The sequence below is a fragment of the Ruegeria sp. BC8 genome (assembly GCF_056535705.1).
Map to the genome: position 1 here is coordinate 1,096,992 of NZ_JBQFIV010000001.1, position 14,076 is coordinate 1,111,067.

Here is a 14,076-nt window from a genome sequence, read left to right on the forward strand (position 1 = left end):
CCGAAATGAAACTTGTTCGCTACGGAGCCGCAGGGTCGGAAAAGCCTGCGTTGGTCGACTCTGCGGGTCAATTGCGGGATTTGTCCGCCCATGTCACCGATATCACCGGTGAAACGCTGGGCGACGCCGTGCTGGACAGGCTGCGCGCAATTGATCCCGAAAGCCTGCCGATTGTTGAAGGGGATCCGCGGATCGGAGCTTGCGTGGGCAAGATCGGCAAGTTTCTGTGCATCGGACTGAACTACTCGGACCATGCTGCCGAAACGGGCGCGGATATTCCCAAGCATCCGATCCTGTTCTTCAAGGCAAATTCCGCCATCGTGGGGCCTTATGATGACGTTGTGATGCCGCGCGGGTCCACCCATACCGATTGGGAATGCGAGTTGGGTGTGGTGATCGGGAAAACGGCGAAATACGTCTCCAAGGCCGATGCTTTGGACTATGTCGCCGGTTATTGCATCGTCAATGACGTGTCCGAGCGGCATTTCCAGACGCAACTGACCGGACAATGGACCAAGGGCAAGTCCTGCGACACGTTCGGTCCGACCGGTCCGTGGCTGGTCACCCGCGATGAGGTTCCCGATCCTCAGGCGCTGGGCATGTCCCTGGACGTGAACGGTCAGCGGATGCAGACCGGAAACACGGCCACCATGATCTTTACCGTTGCCGAGATCATCGAGCATCTGAGCCAGTTGTTCACCCTTCATCCCGGTGACGTGATTTCGACCGGCACACCGCCCGGGGTCGGCATGGGGATCAAGCCCGATCCGGTCTATTTGAAGAAGGGCGACGTGATGGACCTGAGGATCGACGGGCTGGGTTTGCAGCGGCAGAAGGTCAGTCAGGATGACTGAGCTGTTGCAGATCGGCGGGATTACCGACCGGATGAAAGATCGGCTGTCCGCCGCATTTGATATTCGCCGGCTGGACGATTTTGATGCCGCGCGCATCACCCATGTGGTCACGAACGGACATGACGGCGTGCCGCCCGACCTGATGGCCCAACTGACAAACCTGAAGATGATCAGCGTCTATGGGGTTGGATATGATGCGGTCGATGCAACGGCTGCTGCAGCCCGCGGAGTTGTCGTCACGCACACCCCGAATGTGCTTAACAACGAGGTCGCAACCACCGCCGTTCTGGTGATGCTGGCCTGCTACCGAGAGCTTGTTCGCGACCATGAATACGTCCGATCGGGACGGTGGGAGACAGAAGGCAATGCCCCTTTGACCCGATCAGCCGACAATCAAAAGGTTGGAATTCTGGGGCTTGGCCGTATCGGCCAGGCGATTGCCGACAAACTGGCGCCGTGGTCGCCCGAAATCTCCTATCACACCCGCAGTTCCAAGGATGTGCCATACCGGTATTTCGACAATCTGGTCGACATGGCCGAACACGTGGATGTGCTGATTTGCATAACACCGGGCGGGCCGTCGACCAACAAGCTGGTCAACGCCGAGGTGATGCGGGCGTTGGGGGGCAGGGGCACGCTGATCAATGTCAGCCGCGGGTCCGTCGTTGACGAGGCAGCTTTGATTGAAGCGCTGCAAAGCGGTGCGCTTGGCTGGGCAGGGCTGGATGTTTTCGAGGATGAACCTCGCGTTCCACAAGCGTTGCGCGAGTTGCCAAACGTGGTTCTGTTGCCGCATGCGGGCAGTGCTACTGTCGAAACGCGTGCCGCGATGGGTGATCTGACGGTCGACAATCTGTTGCAACATCTCAAGGACGGATCGGTTCTGACCGCCGTGCCAGAATGCAAAGATCTGTGAATTGACCGCTTGGGCGCTCAGAACCCGTTGACCCGCTCGATCAGCCAATAGAGCGATATGCAGCCGATGGCATAGCCTGTTACGGGGGTGGCCAAGTGGGTCACCCAACCGGCGTTCCGTGGCGCGATAAGGCGCCACATCGCAATCAGAAGCGCGAGCACTGCGATAAAGGCAAGCTGACCGGCCTCAACGCCGATGTTGAAAGCCAGCAGCGCTGCAGGGATCTCTTGCGAAGGCAGGCCGATTTCAGCCAGAGCACCGGCAAAGCCAAGCCCATGCAGCAGGCCGAAACTGAAGCAGACGATCCACGGGTATTGCTCGGATAACCGCAGCTCGCCCTCTTTGTGCCTCAGGATTTCCAGAGCAAGGAATACGATGGACAAGGCAATAACGGCTTCGACGGGGCCGGCGGGCACGTTGAGAAACCCAAGCGTCGCCATCGCCAGCGTCAGCGAATGCGCGACTGTGAACGCGGTTATCGCACCGACCAACCGCCATGGGTTCCGCACCAGAACAAAAAGCGCAAAAACGAACAACAGGTGGTCCCAGCCGCCCAAAATGTGTTCGAACCCAAGCAGAAAGTAGCTGCTGAAAACCGACCAGATCGTAGGCTCCGCCGGAACCATCAATTCGGCCTCATCAGGCGTAAATCTGAGCGTCACGGGTTCAGTGTTCAGCGGTCGAACGCGCAGCAAGACATCGTTCTGCTGGCGCTCCAACCCGTCAATGGCCACAACATGGCCCGCGATTTCGGCATCACATTCTGCAATCCAAGAAGACACCCAAGCCTGGTTTTCCGCTGTTGGCTCCGGGCCATTTGCCGGCGCGCAATGGTCGGGCAGAACCGCATCGATCTCCATGGGTTGTCCGTTCACGTCGGGAATACGCCAAAGGATTCTCCAGGTGCCCGGCGCCAGTTCATTCAGGTCCAGATAGCCGGGGTCAAGCGCGTGTGCTCGGCCGAATTGCGGAACCATGCCCAGCCAGAAAGCCAGCAGAACAAAGAAGACCGTTTTCACGAGCCGCCCTCTGTGGATTCGGGTGTCTCGACCCGGTATCGGGCGGCCAGGCTTTCGTATTGAGCCTGCGCCAGATCCTGAGCCGTCGCCCTGCGCCAATCGTTCAAAACGGAGTCGTAGATCTCGGCGAGCGGCGGAAGATAACCGGGCTTTGCTTCGGTCACGCGGACAAGATGTTGCCCGTATCCCGAGTTTATCGGACCGATCCAAATCATCGGCTCGCTCCCGTCAAGCTGTGACGCAAACCCGCGACCAAAGGTTGTGTCGATTGCACCCGGGGCTGTCAGTGGCATCGACCGCGCCAACAAGGACGAAACGCCAAGGCTGGACCAATCCGCGCCACCGTTCAGCGCCTGCAGAGTATCGTCGGCAACGCCCGGGTCTGGGGTTTCACCCAGATAGATCTGATCAAACGCGATCAGTGTAGGGGTCGTGAAGCGGTCTGCGTTCTGGGCCAGATGCTCTTGTAGAACAGCCTCCTCGGGGGCGACCGAGGATGCAATTGCGGTGGTCAGAAACTCCATTTTTCGGGCAAGGCGGGCCCGGATCACCTGATCACCACGGTCCAATCCAAGCTTTCGGGCCTCGCGCACAAGAATTTCTTCGCGGGTCCAAGAATCGACCAGCGCCTGCAACTCGGCGTCGGTGGGTTGGCGTTTCCAGCTGGCTTCGAACCGTGTTCTCAAAAGCGCGATGTCGTCGCTGTCAATTGTGATCGTTTCGGCCTCTTCCGGGGGCTCGGCCTCGTCGGATACAAGATAGAACCAGCCGAAAATGGCCAGCCCGATCAGAATGAAGTGGAACAGCGGTTCTTTGTAAAAGCGCATGAAAGATCTGACCTGCTGGCAATTCGATACCCGATCGTTGATCCCAACGGCCCGTCATGTCAAATTGCCGATTTCAATTTGGGGTGAAGATGTTGCTGCAACGACCCCGGCCCAAGGGCGCGGTCCCGCGCCCCCGGTTTCGGTCTTGGTTCATTCGCTGGCAGGCGTGTACCAGATCGGTGACGAATACGCCCGTTCCTGATGGACCAGCTGGGCCTCGGCCGGCAGATCGATTCCAAAACGAAGCTTGTCGTACAGCACCCAGCGCGGGGTCGGGATTTCCAGAACCCGCACGTAGTAGAATGCCCGTGCGTCGGGATCGAAGTCGGGATCCGTCCACACGGTCACCAATTCCGATGCGCCGATCGAGTTGCTCCAGCTGGCGGTGTCCAGATCGACGGTATTGCCGACTTCGGGAAGGTTGCCATTGGAATCCAGCGCGCGATCGTCGGACCAGGCCACGTTGTAGATCTTTTCCTGAAGCGCGCCGTCTGCATCCAACCAGCCCTTGACGACCTGAACTCGATCAAGGTTCGCACCGACGGGGTCACGCAGCGCGCCGATCAGGAAAGTCGGTGCGCCTTCGCCCTCGGGCGGACGCAGGTCACCGCCCATCGGCACCCCTTTGGTGTATCCCACATCGGCCACCAGACGCGTCAGCAGGTCGGACTCATCGAAATCCCATCCGCCGAAGAAACGAAGCCCGATGCGAGGCCCGGTCGTGGCGTATGTCTCGCGTCGCTTGAACGCGTCGAAAATGGCCGAGCGCGTATTCTCGGACGCCCAGACTGCGGTATAGCCCGATGCGACCAGCGTATGCCCCTCAAAGGCGCCCAGATCGCTTTCGACAAACGGGTGCAGAACGCGCGTAGCCGAGGGCTCGGCGCTCACGGATTTGCCGAAATAGTTGTCTTCCTCGGCCGTGGCCAGCGACGTATGGCTGTCTGTCGCGCCGCCCATCCCGAACTTGTAGGGGTTCACGCCGAATTTCTCTTCAAGCATCAGCCCACGCTTCAGCGCCTCACGCGCATATTCGCCGGCCAGCATGTCATCGGTTTTCAGCTCGGAGATATCGAGGTTCCCGACATCCCAGTTTTCATAGTCGGCAAATGGGTCGTCGGGGCTGAGATAAGGATGGGCTTCGCCGTCACCCTTGATCTGGGTGACCTCGTAATGCGGTTCCCACTTGGCGCGGTTCTGTACGTATTCCTCATCCACCTTGCCGCCGTGATAGGTGTCTTCGGTCGGGAACATCCAGCCGTTCGACAGATTGCCGTTATGCGCGAAAGCAACGGCACGGCCTCCGGTCTTGGCCTGGTACTCCTCGAGCCACTCATAAAGTGCCTTCGGATCCGTGTTCCCATAGGGCGGCTGCGTGACCGGCGGCACCATCTGCAGCGCACGGATCGGGCCATCGCGCAGCATGACGTTTCGATGCAGGTTGAATCCCTTGGGCACCGAGGTCCATTCGAAACCGATGAACGCTGTGAAATTGCCCGGGTCGTTGTGCCGTTCCGCGGCCATCACGATATGTTCCCAGGTAAACGCAAAGGCGTCCGCTCCGGGGCTGTATGATTCAAGCAGGTCTTCCGGAAGGGTCATCTGCGAGAAATTGGAAATGATGTCGAACGCCGCTTTGGCAGCTTCGTCTCCGCCCGCAGAGTATCCTTCGTACCATTCCAGACCCTTGGGATGTGCCAAGACCCCCGGCTTTCCGGCCTGCAGGTCCGGGGCAAACCCCATCAGGTCGGTGTGATCCGTGAGAACCATCCAATCCAGTGGGCGCGCAAGCCGAACCGGCTGTCCGGTCGACGAGATGACTTGTTGGCCTTTGGCAAATCGCCAGGCGTCATCCGGCAGCAGCGTGTTCCCGAACGTTCCGGCGTCCAGTGACAACCCGGTGTGCAGGTGCGTGTCCCCCCAAAGAGGGCGCTCCGGGAATGTCCGGTTGGCATAGGGCGAGAACGGACGCTCGGCAAAGGTTCCCTCTGCGGCTTCCTTGGTCGGCACAGCGTCGGCGAGAACGCCTGCCGGGCCGAGTGTCAGCAGCATTGAACAGACGTAGAGTCGCAGCATGAGAACCTCCCAATTCAACAGCTTCGAATTCAAAGAAACAGTTTTATGTCATAACATTCTGATATGACGATAGCATGCGAGTGGGGCCGACTGTCAATTCTGCCGGGTTCAGGAAGCCAGAAAACCCTGTACTCACGGAAGGGCGGGAGCTTTCGCCGCCGGTCTCTTGACGTACGATCCGAAGAGCGCCGTGACTAAGGTGCGTCCGAGATTATGCGCGGTTTGGCCAGGCGGCTTTCCAGAAGATCGCCCGTCTCTTCGGCGATCGGGTAGGCCACAAAGGCCAGCGCCGCGTTGATTTGCTTCAATAGGCGCAGCGTCTCCTGGTGGATATTGGTTGTCTCGATGCTGGCCGGACCCCGACTTTGCAGGCGCTTCAGGTGTCGCTCCTGCAGGTATTGTTCTTCGATCCGGATGCGATCCTTTTCGGCCACCAATTGGCGGGCCGCCTCAGCGTCGCCGGTGGTCAGAATGCTCAGAGCCAACTGGCCGTTCGTTGTGATCTGATCGTGGAATTGTTCAATGTCGGTCAGACCTTCCTTGGAAAAGGTAATGCCCTCGTCAGCCATTTTTTTCGCCAGCGCCACAAGGTTGACCGCGATCCGGTCGGCGGCCTCTTCAAGATTGTTGGCCATCGACACCAGCTCGAGTGTCTTTTTCTCCTGCTGAGGTGTCAGATCGCCTTCCCGCAGTCGCGAGACGTAGATCTTGATGTCAAAATGCATGCGGTCGACATCGTTTTCCCGCAATTCGATGGTGCGGGCAAGTTCGGGGTCCCAGTTCCGGAACAGGTGAATGGTCGGCACCAGCATCGCCTGAACCGTTTCAGCCATGCGCAGCAGTTCGCGCTGTGCGCAGGCCAGCGCCAGAGGCACGTGGTCCAGTGCGCTGGGGTCCAATGCCGTCACGTTGTCGGCGGTGATGCTGGAGTGGCGGGGAACGAACGTGTCGGCCAACCGGATCAGCAGGTTGGTGAATGGCAGCGCAACGACCAGAAGGGCGACATTCATCGCAATGTGCAGCATCACCACCTGTTGACCGGGCGCTGTGCCGAACGCGGATATGTTCAGTACGCCGGTCAGCAGCAGGGCCAGCGCCACCAAAGTGACACAGGCCCGAGCCACCAGGTTGGCAAGGACGATCAACTTGGCCGGGCGTTCCTGAGACCAGAGCAGGGCGAATGAGATCACGGCGCCACCGAGATTGGCACCGATGACCAGTGCGGCGGCCACCGTGCCGCCAACCAGTGCTGACGCCGCGAATGTGGCAAAGGTCAGCACCGCGGCAAGGCTGGAATGCATGAGCCACGCCAGAATTGCGCCGACCACATAGGCGCTGATCAAGTCACTTTGAAAATATGCGGCAATGCTTTGAACGATTGGGCTGGACCCGATTGGCACTGTGGCTTCGCGGATCATCCCAAGCGACAACAGCACCAGGGCAAAACCGATGATGATGCGCCCGATTTGTTTCGTCCGCCGTCGTCCGGCTTTCAAAAACACCACGACGCCGACCAGCAATGCGAATGGCATCACCGCCTGGACGGGCAAGGTCAGCACCTTTGCCATGAGGGCGGATCCCACCTCCGCCCCCAGCAGCAGCGCAAGGGCCGAGGGTGGGGCCAGCATGCCCGATACCGCGAATCCGGCTCCGATCAATGCAACTGCAGTCGAACTTTGCATAAGCATCGCTGCCATACCGCCGCCCAATGCAGCGGACACTCGGTTTTCGGACAGAATTTTAAGGCCGCGTTTCAACTCGGGCAGGAACGCTCGCTCCACTCCGGTCCGGATCAACCGGACAGACCACAAAAGCAGGGCGACGCCGGCCGCCAGATGGGTGGCCAGCACGATCATGCGTTCAATACCTTGTTTGCGCTGCGCCGTTGCATGGCCAACATTCTGCCTTCCACAATGGGGTGAGTCCGACGATTTTCATCACCAGTTTGAGGGCAATGCAACAAAATATTTGCAAAAATGAGGTAAACGCCACAGAAATTGAATGTCGTCTAGCCGGGGCAATAGGATGTCAAAGGCCAAAACTCGTCAGAAACACAGCAAGAAAGGGCGGGATCGGCTGAAAAAGTCCGATCGTCGCCAACGTATCCTGCTTGAACTCAAGCTGCGCCCGCATGTGCGCATCAGTGATCTGGCCCGCAGTTTCGACGTATCCACCGAGACCGTCCGCAGGGATTTTGACGCGCTGGCCGAAGATGGCCTGATTGCGCGTGCGCACGGTGGCGCGTCGGCGCCGGTGCAAGGGCATTATCTTAGCCTGGACGAGCGCAATGCGGCCCGGGTTGCCGAACGCGAGCGGATAGGAAACGCCGCCGCTGGCCTTGTGCGTGAAGGTGAGACGGTCATGATCGACTCGGGCTCGACAACCGCTCAACTGGCGCGCTCATTGGCATATCGCGACATACGTTGCACTGTCATCACGAATTCTATTCCGGTGGCCGTGACACTGGGCGGCAGCGCGGCCGAGGTGATTGTTTGCCCCGGTGCTTATCTTGCCGCCGAGGCTGCCGTCGTTGGTTACGAAACGCTGGAGTTTCTGGGCCGGTTCAACGTCGATCGCTGCATGATCGGCGCGTCGGGATTGTCCGATGATGGCCCCAGCGAGCCGATCGGTGATATCGCCGCCGTCAAACGCGCGATGCTGGGCCGTTCTGCAGAACGCCATCTTCTGCTGGATGCCCAGAAGTTCAATCAGAAGCAGTTGCACAAAGTGTGTGAACTGTCGGATTTGGACACGTTGATCGTCGACACGGTCCCGCCAAGCCAGTTGGCTGTGGCGCTGAGCGTGGCAGATGTCGAACTGTTGATCGCCGATCCTGCGCCCGAGCAGGCTTTGGCCTGAACCGTTGAGGTCCAGCCCGGGCCGGGACCGGCAGCGCAGAGGGCCAGGGGGCGAAATTGCGGTCTAAAACCTTGGCGCTGCCTTATCCCTAAGAAGCGTAGTCCGGCCGGGATCATCCCGACCGGATTGCGTGGGTATCAGGCCTCTTGCAGTAACCGTTCGCTTATGTCCCACAGCTTTTCGGCTGATGCGTCATCGCAGGCGTGTGCGTTGACCCCAAAATATCGGGCCGTCGGGCTGTTGGGGTCGGTCGGGGCAGCAATGTCGGCGTCCTCGCAATACACTCCTGGTTTGCCAACCAGCTTTGGCGAAGTCGCCGCCCAAACCGTTGTTGACGCGCCCTGTTCGGGCGTCTTGAAACCCTCCTTGGCCAATGCGGACGGCTCGCCATCCTCGTTCAGCCAACCCAGTGCGATCATCTCTTCCTTCGGCAGGTGCCGTTGCAGAGGGGTGAATATCCCACCGGGGTGTACCGAAAACGCCAAACCGCCGGTCTCTGCCAAACGGCGGGACAGGGCGTTGGCAAACAACGCATTTGCGGTTTTTGCTTGGCCATAGGCCTGCCATTTGTCGTAGTCCTTCTTTTCGAACTGGATATCATCCCAATGCACGTCGCAAATCTTGTGTGCGGTCGAGGAAAGAGCAACGACCCGCGCGCCCGGCGTTTGCTCCAAAAGCGGCAGCAGCAACTTGGTCAGGGCAAAGTGGCCCATATGGCAGATACCGAATTGGGATTCCCAACCGGGTCCAACACGGGCCTCGGGGCACGCCATGATCCCGGCGTTGTTGATCAGCAGATCCAGGTTTTGCAGGTCGCTGGATACCGTCTCGGCAAACCGTCGGACTGATCCCAGATCCGCCAGGTCCATCGGTGCGGTTCTGACGTTGCCACCCACGCTCGCCAGGCTCTCTTGCGCTTTGGCTTCCGACCGTACGAGAACGATCACCGCGGCCCCCTTGTCGGCAAGGGCGCGGACGGTTTCGAGGCCAATGCCGCTGTAGCCACCGGTTACGATTGCGGTCTTTCCGGTCAGGTCGATATCGGCCAGCACTTCGGCCGCCGTGCTTTTTGCGTGAAATCCTGAATTTGTAGGAACTTGGTCGGGAACTGCCATCAGGTATCCTTGCGATTTCGGGGGCAACATCGCCCGGTTGCATCATGGATGAACCTAACCTGTCCGCCTCGGGTGGGACACAGAGCTTCCTCCTCAACTCTTGCTCGATTCTCCGAAACCCAAGAGCAAAGCGTGCAGCTCAGGTCACGTGATCCCGGGTCAGTTCTCGGGGCGGAACGCCAAATTTCTTGGCGAACTCACGGCTAAATTGGGCCGGGCTTTCATACCCAACTGCATGTGCAGCACTCGATACAGGCGTTCCCGTCTGCTGAAGCAGTTGGAAGGCCTCGGTCAGGCGTAGGTCTTTCTGGAACTGCAGCGGACTGTTGGCCGTCACCCGTTTGAAGGCGTCATAGAATACCGACGCGCTCATGCCCGAGATCGCGGCCAAGTCCGAGGCTTTGATCGTCGAGCGGTACTCTTTGCGGATATGCGCGATTGCCTTGGCGACTTGGTTGGCCTTGCTGTCCGCGCGGATGATACGGCGCAGTGCGCGCCCTTTGTCGCTGCGCAGAACCCGGAAATAAACCTCGCGGACGGCGGCGGCACCCAGCGTTTGATCTGCGATCGGATCGCGGCGCAAACGGAAAAGACGTGCAAATGAATCAATGACTTCCGCGTCGGCCTGACCGCTTTCCAAGGCCGGACCTGCATCGTCCAGCGAGGTGCCGCCCATGTCGGTGTAGACGCCCCGCAATACGCGCATGTCGATGCCGAGATACAGGGCGATGTAGGGGTTTTCGGGCGAGGCATCCACAAGGCCCGAGACCATTGGCAGGGCGCTTCCAACGACAATGACGTCCCCTGCGTCATAGCGGACATGCTCGGTTCCGTATTGTACCGACTTGCTGCCCTGAAGCACCAGCCCGATCATGGGCTCAACGACCGAGCATGACGGTCGTTTGGATTGGCGCGTCTGCGCCAATACCATGTCTCGCACACCACAGGGCCAAAAGCCGTCATCCAGCTGGGCCTCGGTAATCAGTGCCTTGGCGTCGTCAAGGAGTGTCTGCAGTTCCAATGGGATCTCTCCGGCCAGTCTGCAAAGACTATAACCTGCATTTTTCCGCACAAGAGTTTCGGTCTGACATTCGGAGGATCAGGCAAGCCCGCCGGAGAAACAGCCTGCTGAATTTCCAGAGACGTGCGGTTGACCACCCTTACTTAGATTGGGGCCAACTGATCTGACCGGTCTAGGTACAAAGGTAACCGTGGTCGCAGCCTGATTGGTGCTGAGAGAACCCGGGCGAATTGTCCGAAGGGGCAGACCGGCTGCTATTCCGCCGCCGAAATCTCCCATGGCGGACGATAGATGCAATCAGCCAGTGTTGCCCGGTTCAGGTCGTCAAAAAACGCTTGCTCGGCTTGCTTCAGTCGATCCCTCAAAAGGCAGCTTGGAGTCAGAGTGCACGCACTGCCATCGGCCGAGAAACACTCAACGATTGGTTGCCCGGTCTCCAGAGTGCGCACTACGTCGCCCAAGCGGATGTCCGACGCCGGGCGAGACAGGACAGCCCCGCCGCCACCGCCCCGCCGCGTTTTGAGGTATCCGGCATTGGCCAGCGCCGAAATGACCTTGGCGAGATGGGCGCGTGACACCTTGAATTCAACCGCCAGTTCGCCGGTTGAAAACGGGCGGTCCGGGCTGCCAGCCAGCCGCATCAGAATGCGGAGACCATAGTCAGTGAATGAGGTGAGGCGCATGGTCGCGTTTTCCAATCGGTATTTTCTATGCGTATTAGCAAAACAGAATGCGCAAATCAAATTCCGATTCGAGATGCTCGGGTCGTGAACCCTGAAAGCACGGACCATGACGAACTTCGATATGCACGAAGCTGATCTTGAGACAGACGCTCTGATTGATCACATCCTCACACGGTATCACGAAACACACCGGACCGAGCTTGAACAGCTTCAACATCTTGCCGAACGCGTGGCCTTGGTTCACCGAGACGACCCCCAAGCCCCCCGAGGGTTGGTCCGCGCGCTGGCCGAACTGGCGGCCGAAATGGAAACGCACATGGCAAAAGAAGAGATCGTCCTGTTCCCCGCCATGCGCATGGGCGGCATGGAAGGGATCGAAAACCCGATCCGGGTTATGCGCGCCGATCACGATGGCCACGCCGAGAGTATCGCTCTGATCCGGCATATCACCCATGACCTGACACCGCCCGCACATGCCTGCGGGTCTTGGCGACGGCTTTACGATGGGCTGCGGAACCTTTTGGCGGATCTTGACCGGCACATGATGCTTGAAAACCGGGTCCTGTTTCCACGGTTCGAACGGTAGAGGGGATCAATCATGCTTCTTGCAGGTGTCGACGCAAGTGAGGCAGGCGGAACGGATCATTTGCTGGCGACAGTGGCCGCGCGATTGCAGGAAGAAGGTCTGTGCTTGCTCGGAGCGTTGCGTGTGAACATTCCGGATACTGGCGCCCAGTTTTGTGAGACAACGCTTGGACTGCTGCCGCATGGCCCCAATATCCGGATCACGCAGGATCTGGGTTCAGGCTCAGGCGCGTGTCGCATGGACGCCGGTGCGATCGAAGACGTGGTCGGCATCGCGACCGCTCGGTTGCGAGATGACGGTTGCGACATCGTTCTGCTGAACAAATTTGGTCTCAGCGAGGCCGAGGGGCGCGGATTTCGCACCCTCATTGCCGAGGCCTTGGCGCGGGAAATTCCGGTCCTGATCGGCGTGAGCAAAACCCATCGCGCCGCCTTCGATCAGTTTGCCGGTGGAACCGCCAAACTCCTGCCGCCCATCGAGGACGTTGTGGTCGAATGGTGCCGATGCTCCATCGCGCAAGGCCGAAACACGGCGGCACCGGGTTGAACCCGCACAAATACAACAGCCAAACGGATGAGGCAGTACATGCAGCATATGGTGAGCCCAACACAGACATCGAACAGGCCAAGGCCGCCGGGACAGGCAGTCGTCTCGCGTTTGGCCTGCTTGGCGGTTCAGCCCATTCTCGCACGTGTGGTCCGTAGGGTCGCGCAGGAACATCCTGCGCTGTTTGCCCGACTTGGCCCGTATCAAAGCGCCGATTTCCTGATCGACCCGATCGAGCTGCCGTTCGCGCTGCATCTGCGTCCAGATCCTCAGAACCTGAGCTTTCGTGCCGTACCGCGGTCGATGCTGCCTGACGCAACAGCAATTATCCGAGGGCGGTTCCTACTGCTGTTGGAGCTGGTTGATGCGGAACAGGACGGCGACGCGGCCTTTTTCTCACGCGATCTGGAGATCACTGGAGATACCGAGGCCGTCGTCCGTTTGCGCAATGCATTGGACGACATGGATGGATCCATCGCTCAGGAGGCTGCGGACATGTTCGGCCCGCCTGGCCGCGCGATCCTGTCCCGGTTGCGCCGAAATTACCAAGAAGTAGAAGGAGCGACTGCTTCATGAGCCTCGCCGAATTGATATGCCCCGCCGGAACTCCCGCTGCCCTGCGCACAGCGGTCGATGCCGGGGCCGACGCCGTCTATTGCGGCTTTCAGGACGCCACCAACGCCCGGAATTTTCCGGGGCTGAATTTCACGCCGCAGGAATTGGAGGAGGCGGTCGCTTATGCCCATGCCAAGGGTGCCAAGGTCCTTCTGGCACTCAACACTTATCCCCCGGCGGGCAAGGTCGACCTTTGGCGGCACGCTGCCGACACCGGTGCGCGGATCGGCGTTGATGCCTTCATCGTGGCTGATATGGGCGTGGCCGACTACATCGCCCGAACCCATCCACAGATGCGCTTGCACCTGTCGGTACAGGCTGCAGCGTCGTCACCCGAGGCGATCCGCTACTATTGCGAGAATTTCGGTGTCAAACGCGTGGTCCTGCCCCGTATTTTGACCATTCCCGAGATCCGGCAGATCCGAAAAGAAATCCCCTGTGAGATCGAAACCTTCATCTTCGGAAATCACGGTCTGATGGTCGAAGGGCGCTGCAGCCTGACGAATTATCTGACTGGGCAGTCCACGAACCTCGATGGCGCTTGTTCGCCGGCGTCCGACGTGGAGTACGTGCGCGATGCCGATGGTTCGATGTCATCGAAGTTGGCCGGCTTTACCATCGATCGGTTCGGGCCAGATGAGAAGGCGGGTTATCCGACGATTTGCAAAGGCCGCTATCAGGTCGCACATCGTCCGGACGGGTACTATGCGTTCGAGGAACCGATCAGCCTGAACCTGGCCCGCCTTCTGCCTGAGTTGATCGATGCCGGGGTGCATGCGTTCAAAATCGAAGGGCGGCAAAGGTCCAAGAGTTATGTCCAGTCCGTGGTGTCTGCATTTCGAAACGCTGTCGACGATATCCGGGCGGGTCGCGAAGCGGATATCGGGAACCTCATCGCACTGACCGAGGGTCAGAAACAGACGCAAGGCGCTTTTGCCACGAAGAAATGGCGGTGAAAC

The 14,076-nt window shown here is 59.4% G+C and carries 14 protein-coding genes; 7 read left to right on the forward strand and 7 right to left on the reverse strand.

What is annotated here, in order from left to right:
* Window positions 1–5: 5 nt before the first annotated feature.
* Both ACR3EK_RS05615 and ACR3EK_RS05620 read left to right on the forward strand, forming a co-directional pair.
* Entirely contained in the window at window positions 6–854 is an 849-nt protein-coding gene (locus ACR3EK_RS05615; protein ID WP_170371507.1) for a fumarylacetoacetate hydrolase family protein, read from the forward strand.
* Window positions 847–1,770 carry a 2-hydroxyacid dehydrogenase gene (locus ACR3EK_RS05620; protein WP_480632890.1) on the forward strand — a complete coding sequence of 308 codons (924 nt, stop codon included), beginning with the start codon at window positions 847–849 and terminating at the stop codon, window positions 1,768–1,770. The genes ACR3EK_RS05615 and ACR3EK_RS05620 overlap by 8 nt, the downstream gene beginning before the upstream one ends.
* A 17-nt stretch (window positions 1,771–1,787) precedes the next feature.
* On the opposite strand, the gene ACR3EK_RS05625 is transcribed toward ACR3EK_RS05620, so the two are convergent.
* From ACR3EK_RS05625 to ACR3EK_RS05640, 4 genes are all read right to left on the reverse strand, one after another.
* Window positions 1,788–2,789, reverse strand: a complete 1,002-nt coding sequence (locus ACR3EK_RS05625; RefSeq protein WP_367647507.1) for a HupE/UreJ family protein — start codon at window positions 2,787–2,789, stop codon at window positions 1,788–1,790.
* On the reverse strand, window positions 2,786–3,616 hold the full coding sequence (locus ACR3EK_RS05630) for a peptidyl-prolyl cis-trans isomerase (RefSeq protein WP_480632891.1): 831 nt from the start codon (window positions 3,614–3,616) through the stop codon (window positions 2,786–2,788). Before ACR3EK_RS05630 ends, ACR3EK_RS05625 begins: the two co-directional genes overlap by 4 nt.
* Window positions 3,617–3,766: 150 nt before the next feature.
* Window positions 3,767–5,692: a DUF3604 domain-containing protein gene (locus ACR3EK_RS05635; protein ID WP_480632892.1), complete on the reverse strand. Its 1,926-nt coding sequence runs from the start codon at window positions 5,690–5,692 to the stop codon at window positions 3,767–3,769.
* A gap of 194 nt (window positions 5,693–5,886) precedes the next feature.
* The gene (locus tag ACR3EK_RS05640) at window positions 5,887–7,548 is read right to left on the reverse strand and encodes a Na/Pi cotransporter family protein (protein ID WP_480632893.1); all 1,662 of its coding nucleotides are present in this window, start codon (window positions 7,546–7,548) and stop codon (window positions 5,887–5,889) included.
* A gap of 169 nt (window positions 7,549–7,717) precedes the next feature.
* Here ACR3EK_RS05640 and ACR3EK_RS05645 point away from each other — a divergent pair, with 169 nt between their 5' ends.
* On the forward strand, window positions 7,718–8,551 hold the full coding sequence (locus ACR3EK_RS05645) for a DeoR/GlpR family DNA-binding transcription regulator (RefSeq protein WP_170363732.1): 834 nt from the start codon (window positions 7,718–7,720) through the stop codon (window positions 8,549–8,551).
* Between the two features lie 137 nt (window positions 8,552–8,688).
* On the opposite strand, the gene ACR3EK_RS05650 is transcribed toward ACR3EK_RS05645, so the two are convergent.
* The 3 genes from ACR3EK_RS05650 to ACR3EK_RS05660 all read right to left on the reverse strand — a co-directional run bounded on the left by ACR3EK_RS05650 (window position 8,689) and on the right by ACR3EK_RS05660 (window position 11,370).
* Window positions 8,689–9,666 carry an oxidoreductase gene (locus tag ACR3EK_RS05650; protein ID WP_480632894.1) on the reverse strand — a complete coding sequence of 326 codons (978 nt, stop codon included), beginning with the start codon at window positions 9,664–9,666 and terminating at the stop codon, window positions 8,689–8,691.
* Between the two features lie 139 nt (window positions 9,667–9,805).
* The gene (locus tag ACR3EK_RS05655; protein ID WP_480632895.1) at window positions 9,806–10,687 is read right to left on the reverse strand and encodes an AraC family transcriptional regulator; all 882 of its coding nucleotides are present in this window, start codon (window positions 10,685–10,687) and stop codon (window positions 9,806–9,808) included.
* Window positions 10,688–10,941: 254 nt separating this feature from the next.
* A complete protein-coding gene (locus tag ACR3EK_RS05660) occupies window positions 10,942–11,370 on the reverse strand; it encodes an RrF2 family transcriptional regulator (protein WP_480632896.1) in 429 nt (142 codons plus the stop codon).
* Between the two features lie 106 nt (window positions 11,371–11,476).
* Between ACR3EK_RS05660 and ACR3EK_RS05665 the strand changes: the two genes are divergently transcribed.
* Genes ACR3EK_RS05665 through ubiU form a run of 4 tightly spaced genes read left to right on the forward strand, consistent with a single transcriptional unit; the run spans window position 11,477 to window position 14,073 of the window.
* Window positions 11,477–11,956 (forward strand): hemerythrin domain-containing protein, encoded by a 480-nt coding sequence (locus ACR3EK_RS05665; RefSeq protein ID WP_480632897.1) that lies wholly within the window; start codon window positions 11,477–11,479, stop codon window positions 11,954–11,956.
* A 12-nt stretch (window positions 11,957–11,968) separates the two neighbouring features.
* The gene (locus ACR3EK_RS05670) at window positions 11,969–12,502 is read left to right on the forward strand and encodes a DUF2478 domain-containing protein (protein WP_480632898.1); all 534 of its coding nucleotides are present in this window, start codon (window positions 11,969–11,971) and stop codon (window positions 12,500–12,502) included.
* 48 nt (window positions 12,503–12,550) lie between these two features.
* Window positions 12,551–13,078, forward strand: coding sequence for a ubiquinone anaerobic biosynthesis accessory factor UbiT (gene ubiT, locus ACR3EK_RS05675; RefSeq protein ID WP_170371605.1), 528 nt, complete (start codon window positions 12,551–12,553; stop codon window positions 13,076–13,078).
* Window positions 13,075–14,073, forward strand: coding sequence for a ubiquinone anaerobic biosynthesis protein UbiU (ubiU, locus tag ACR3EK_RS05680; protein ID WP_480632899.1), 999 nt, complete (start codon window positions 13,075–13,077; stop codon window positions 14,071–14,073). The genes ubiT and ubiU overlap by 4 nt, the downstream gene beginning before the upstream one ends.
* Window positions 14,074–14,076: the final 3 nt, after the last annotated feature.

Excerpts from the sequence above, each read along its gene's own strand:
- ubiU (WP_480632899.1), top strand. The coding sequence starts at position 13,075 with ATGAGCCTCGCCGAATTGATATGCCCCGCCGGAACTCCCGCTGCCCTG.
- ACR3EK_RS05620 (WP_480632890.1), top strand. The coding sequence starts at position 847 with ATGACTGAGCTGTTGCAGATCGGCGGGATTACCGACCGGATGAAAGAT.
- ubiT (WP_170371605.1), top strand. The coding sequence starts at position 12,551 with ATGGTGAGCCCAACACAGACATCGAACAGGCCAAGGCCGCCGGGACAG.
- ACR3EK_RS05635 (WP_480632892.1), bottom strand. The coding sequence starts at position 5,692 with ATGCTGCGACTCTACGTCTGTTCAATGCTGCTGACACTCGGCCCGGCA.
- ACR3EK_RS05650 (WP_480632894.1), bottom strand. The coding sequence starts at position 9,666 with ATGGCAGTTCCCGACCAAGTTCCTACAAATTCAGGATTTCACGCAAAA.
- ACR3EK_RS05615 (WP_170371507.1), top strand. The coding sequence starts at position 6 with ATGAAACTTGTTCGCTACGGAGCCGCAGGGTCGGAAAAGCCTGCGTTG.
- ACR3EK_RS05640 (WP_480632893.1), bottom strand. The coding sequence starts at position 7,548 with ATGATCGTGCTGGCCACCCATCTGGCGGCCGGCGTCGCCCTGCTTTTG.
- ACR3EK_RS05660 (WP_480632896.1), bottom strand. The coding sequence starts at position 11,370 with ATGCGCCTCACCTCATTCACTGACTATGGTCTCCGCATTCTGATGCGG.
- ACR3EK_RS05645 (WP_170363732.1), top strand. The coding sequence starts at position 7,718 with ATGTCAAAGGCCAAAACTCGTCAGAAACACAGCAAGAAAGGGCGGGAT.
- ACR3EK_RS05665 (WP_480632897.1), top strand. The coding sequence starts at position 11,477 with ATGACGAACTTCGATATGCACGAAGCTGATCTTGAGACAGACGCTCTG.
- ACR3EK_RS05670 (WP_480632898.1), top strand. The coding sequence starts at position 11,969 with ATGCTTCTTGCAGGTGTCGACGCAAGTGAGGCAGGCGGAACGGATCAT.
- ACR3EK_RS05630 (WP_480632891.1), bottom strand. The coding sequence starts at position 3,616 with ATGCGCTTTTACAAAGAACCGCTGTTCCACTTCATTCTGATCGGGCTG.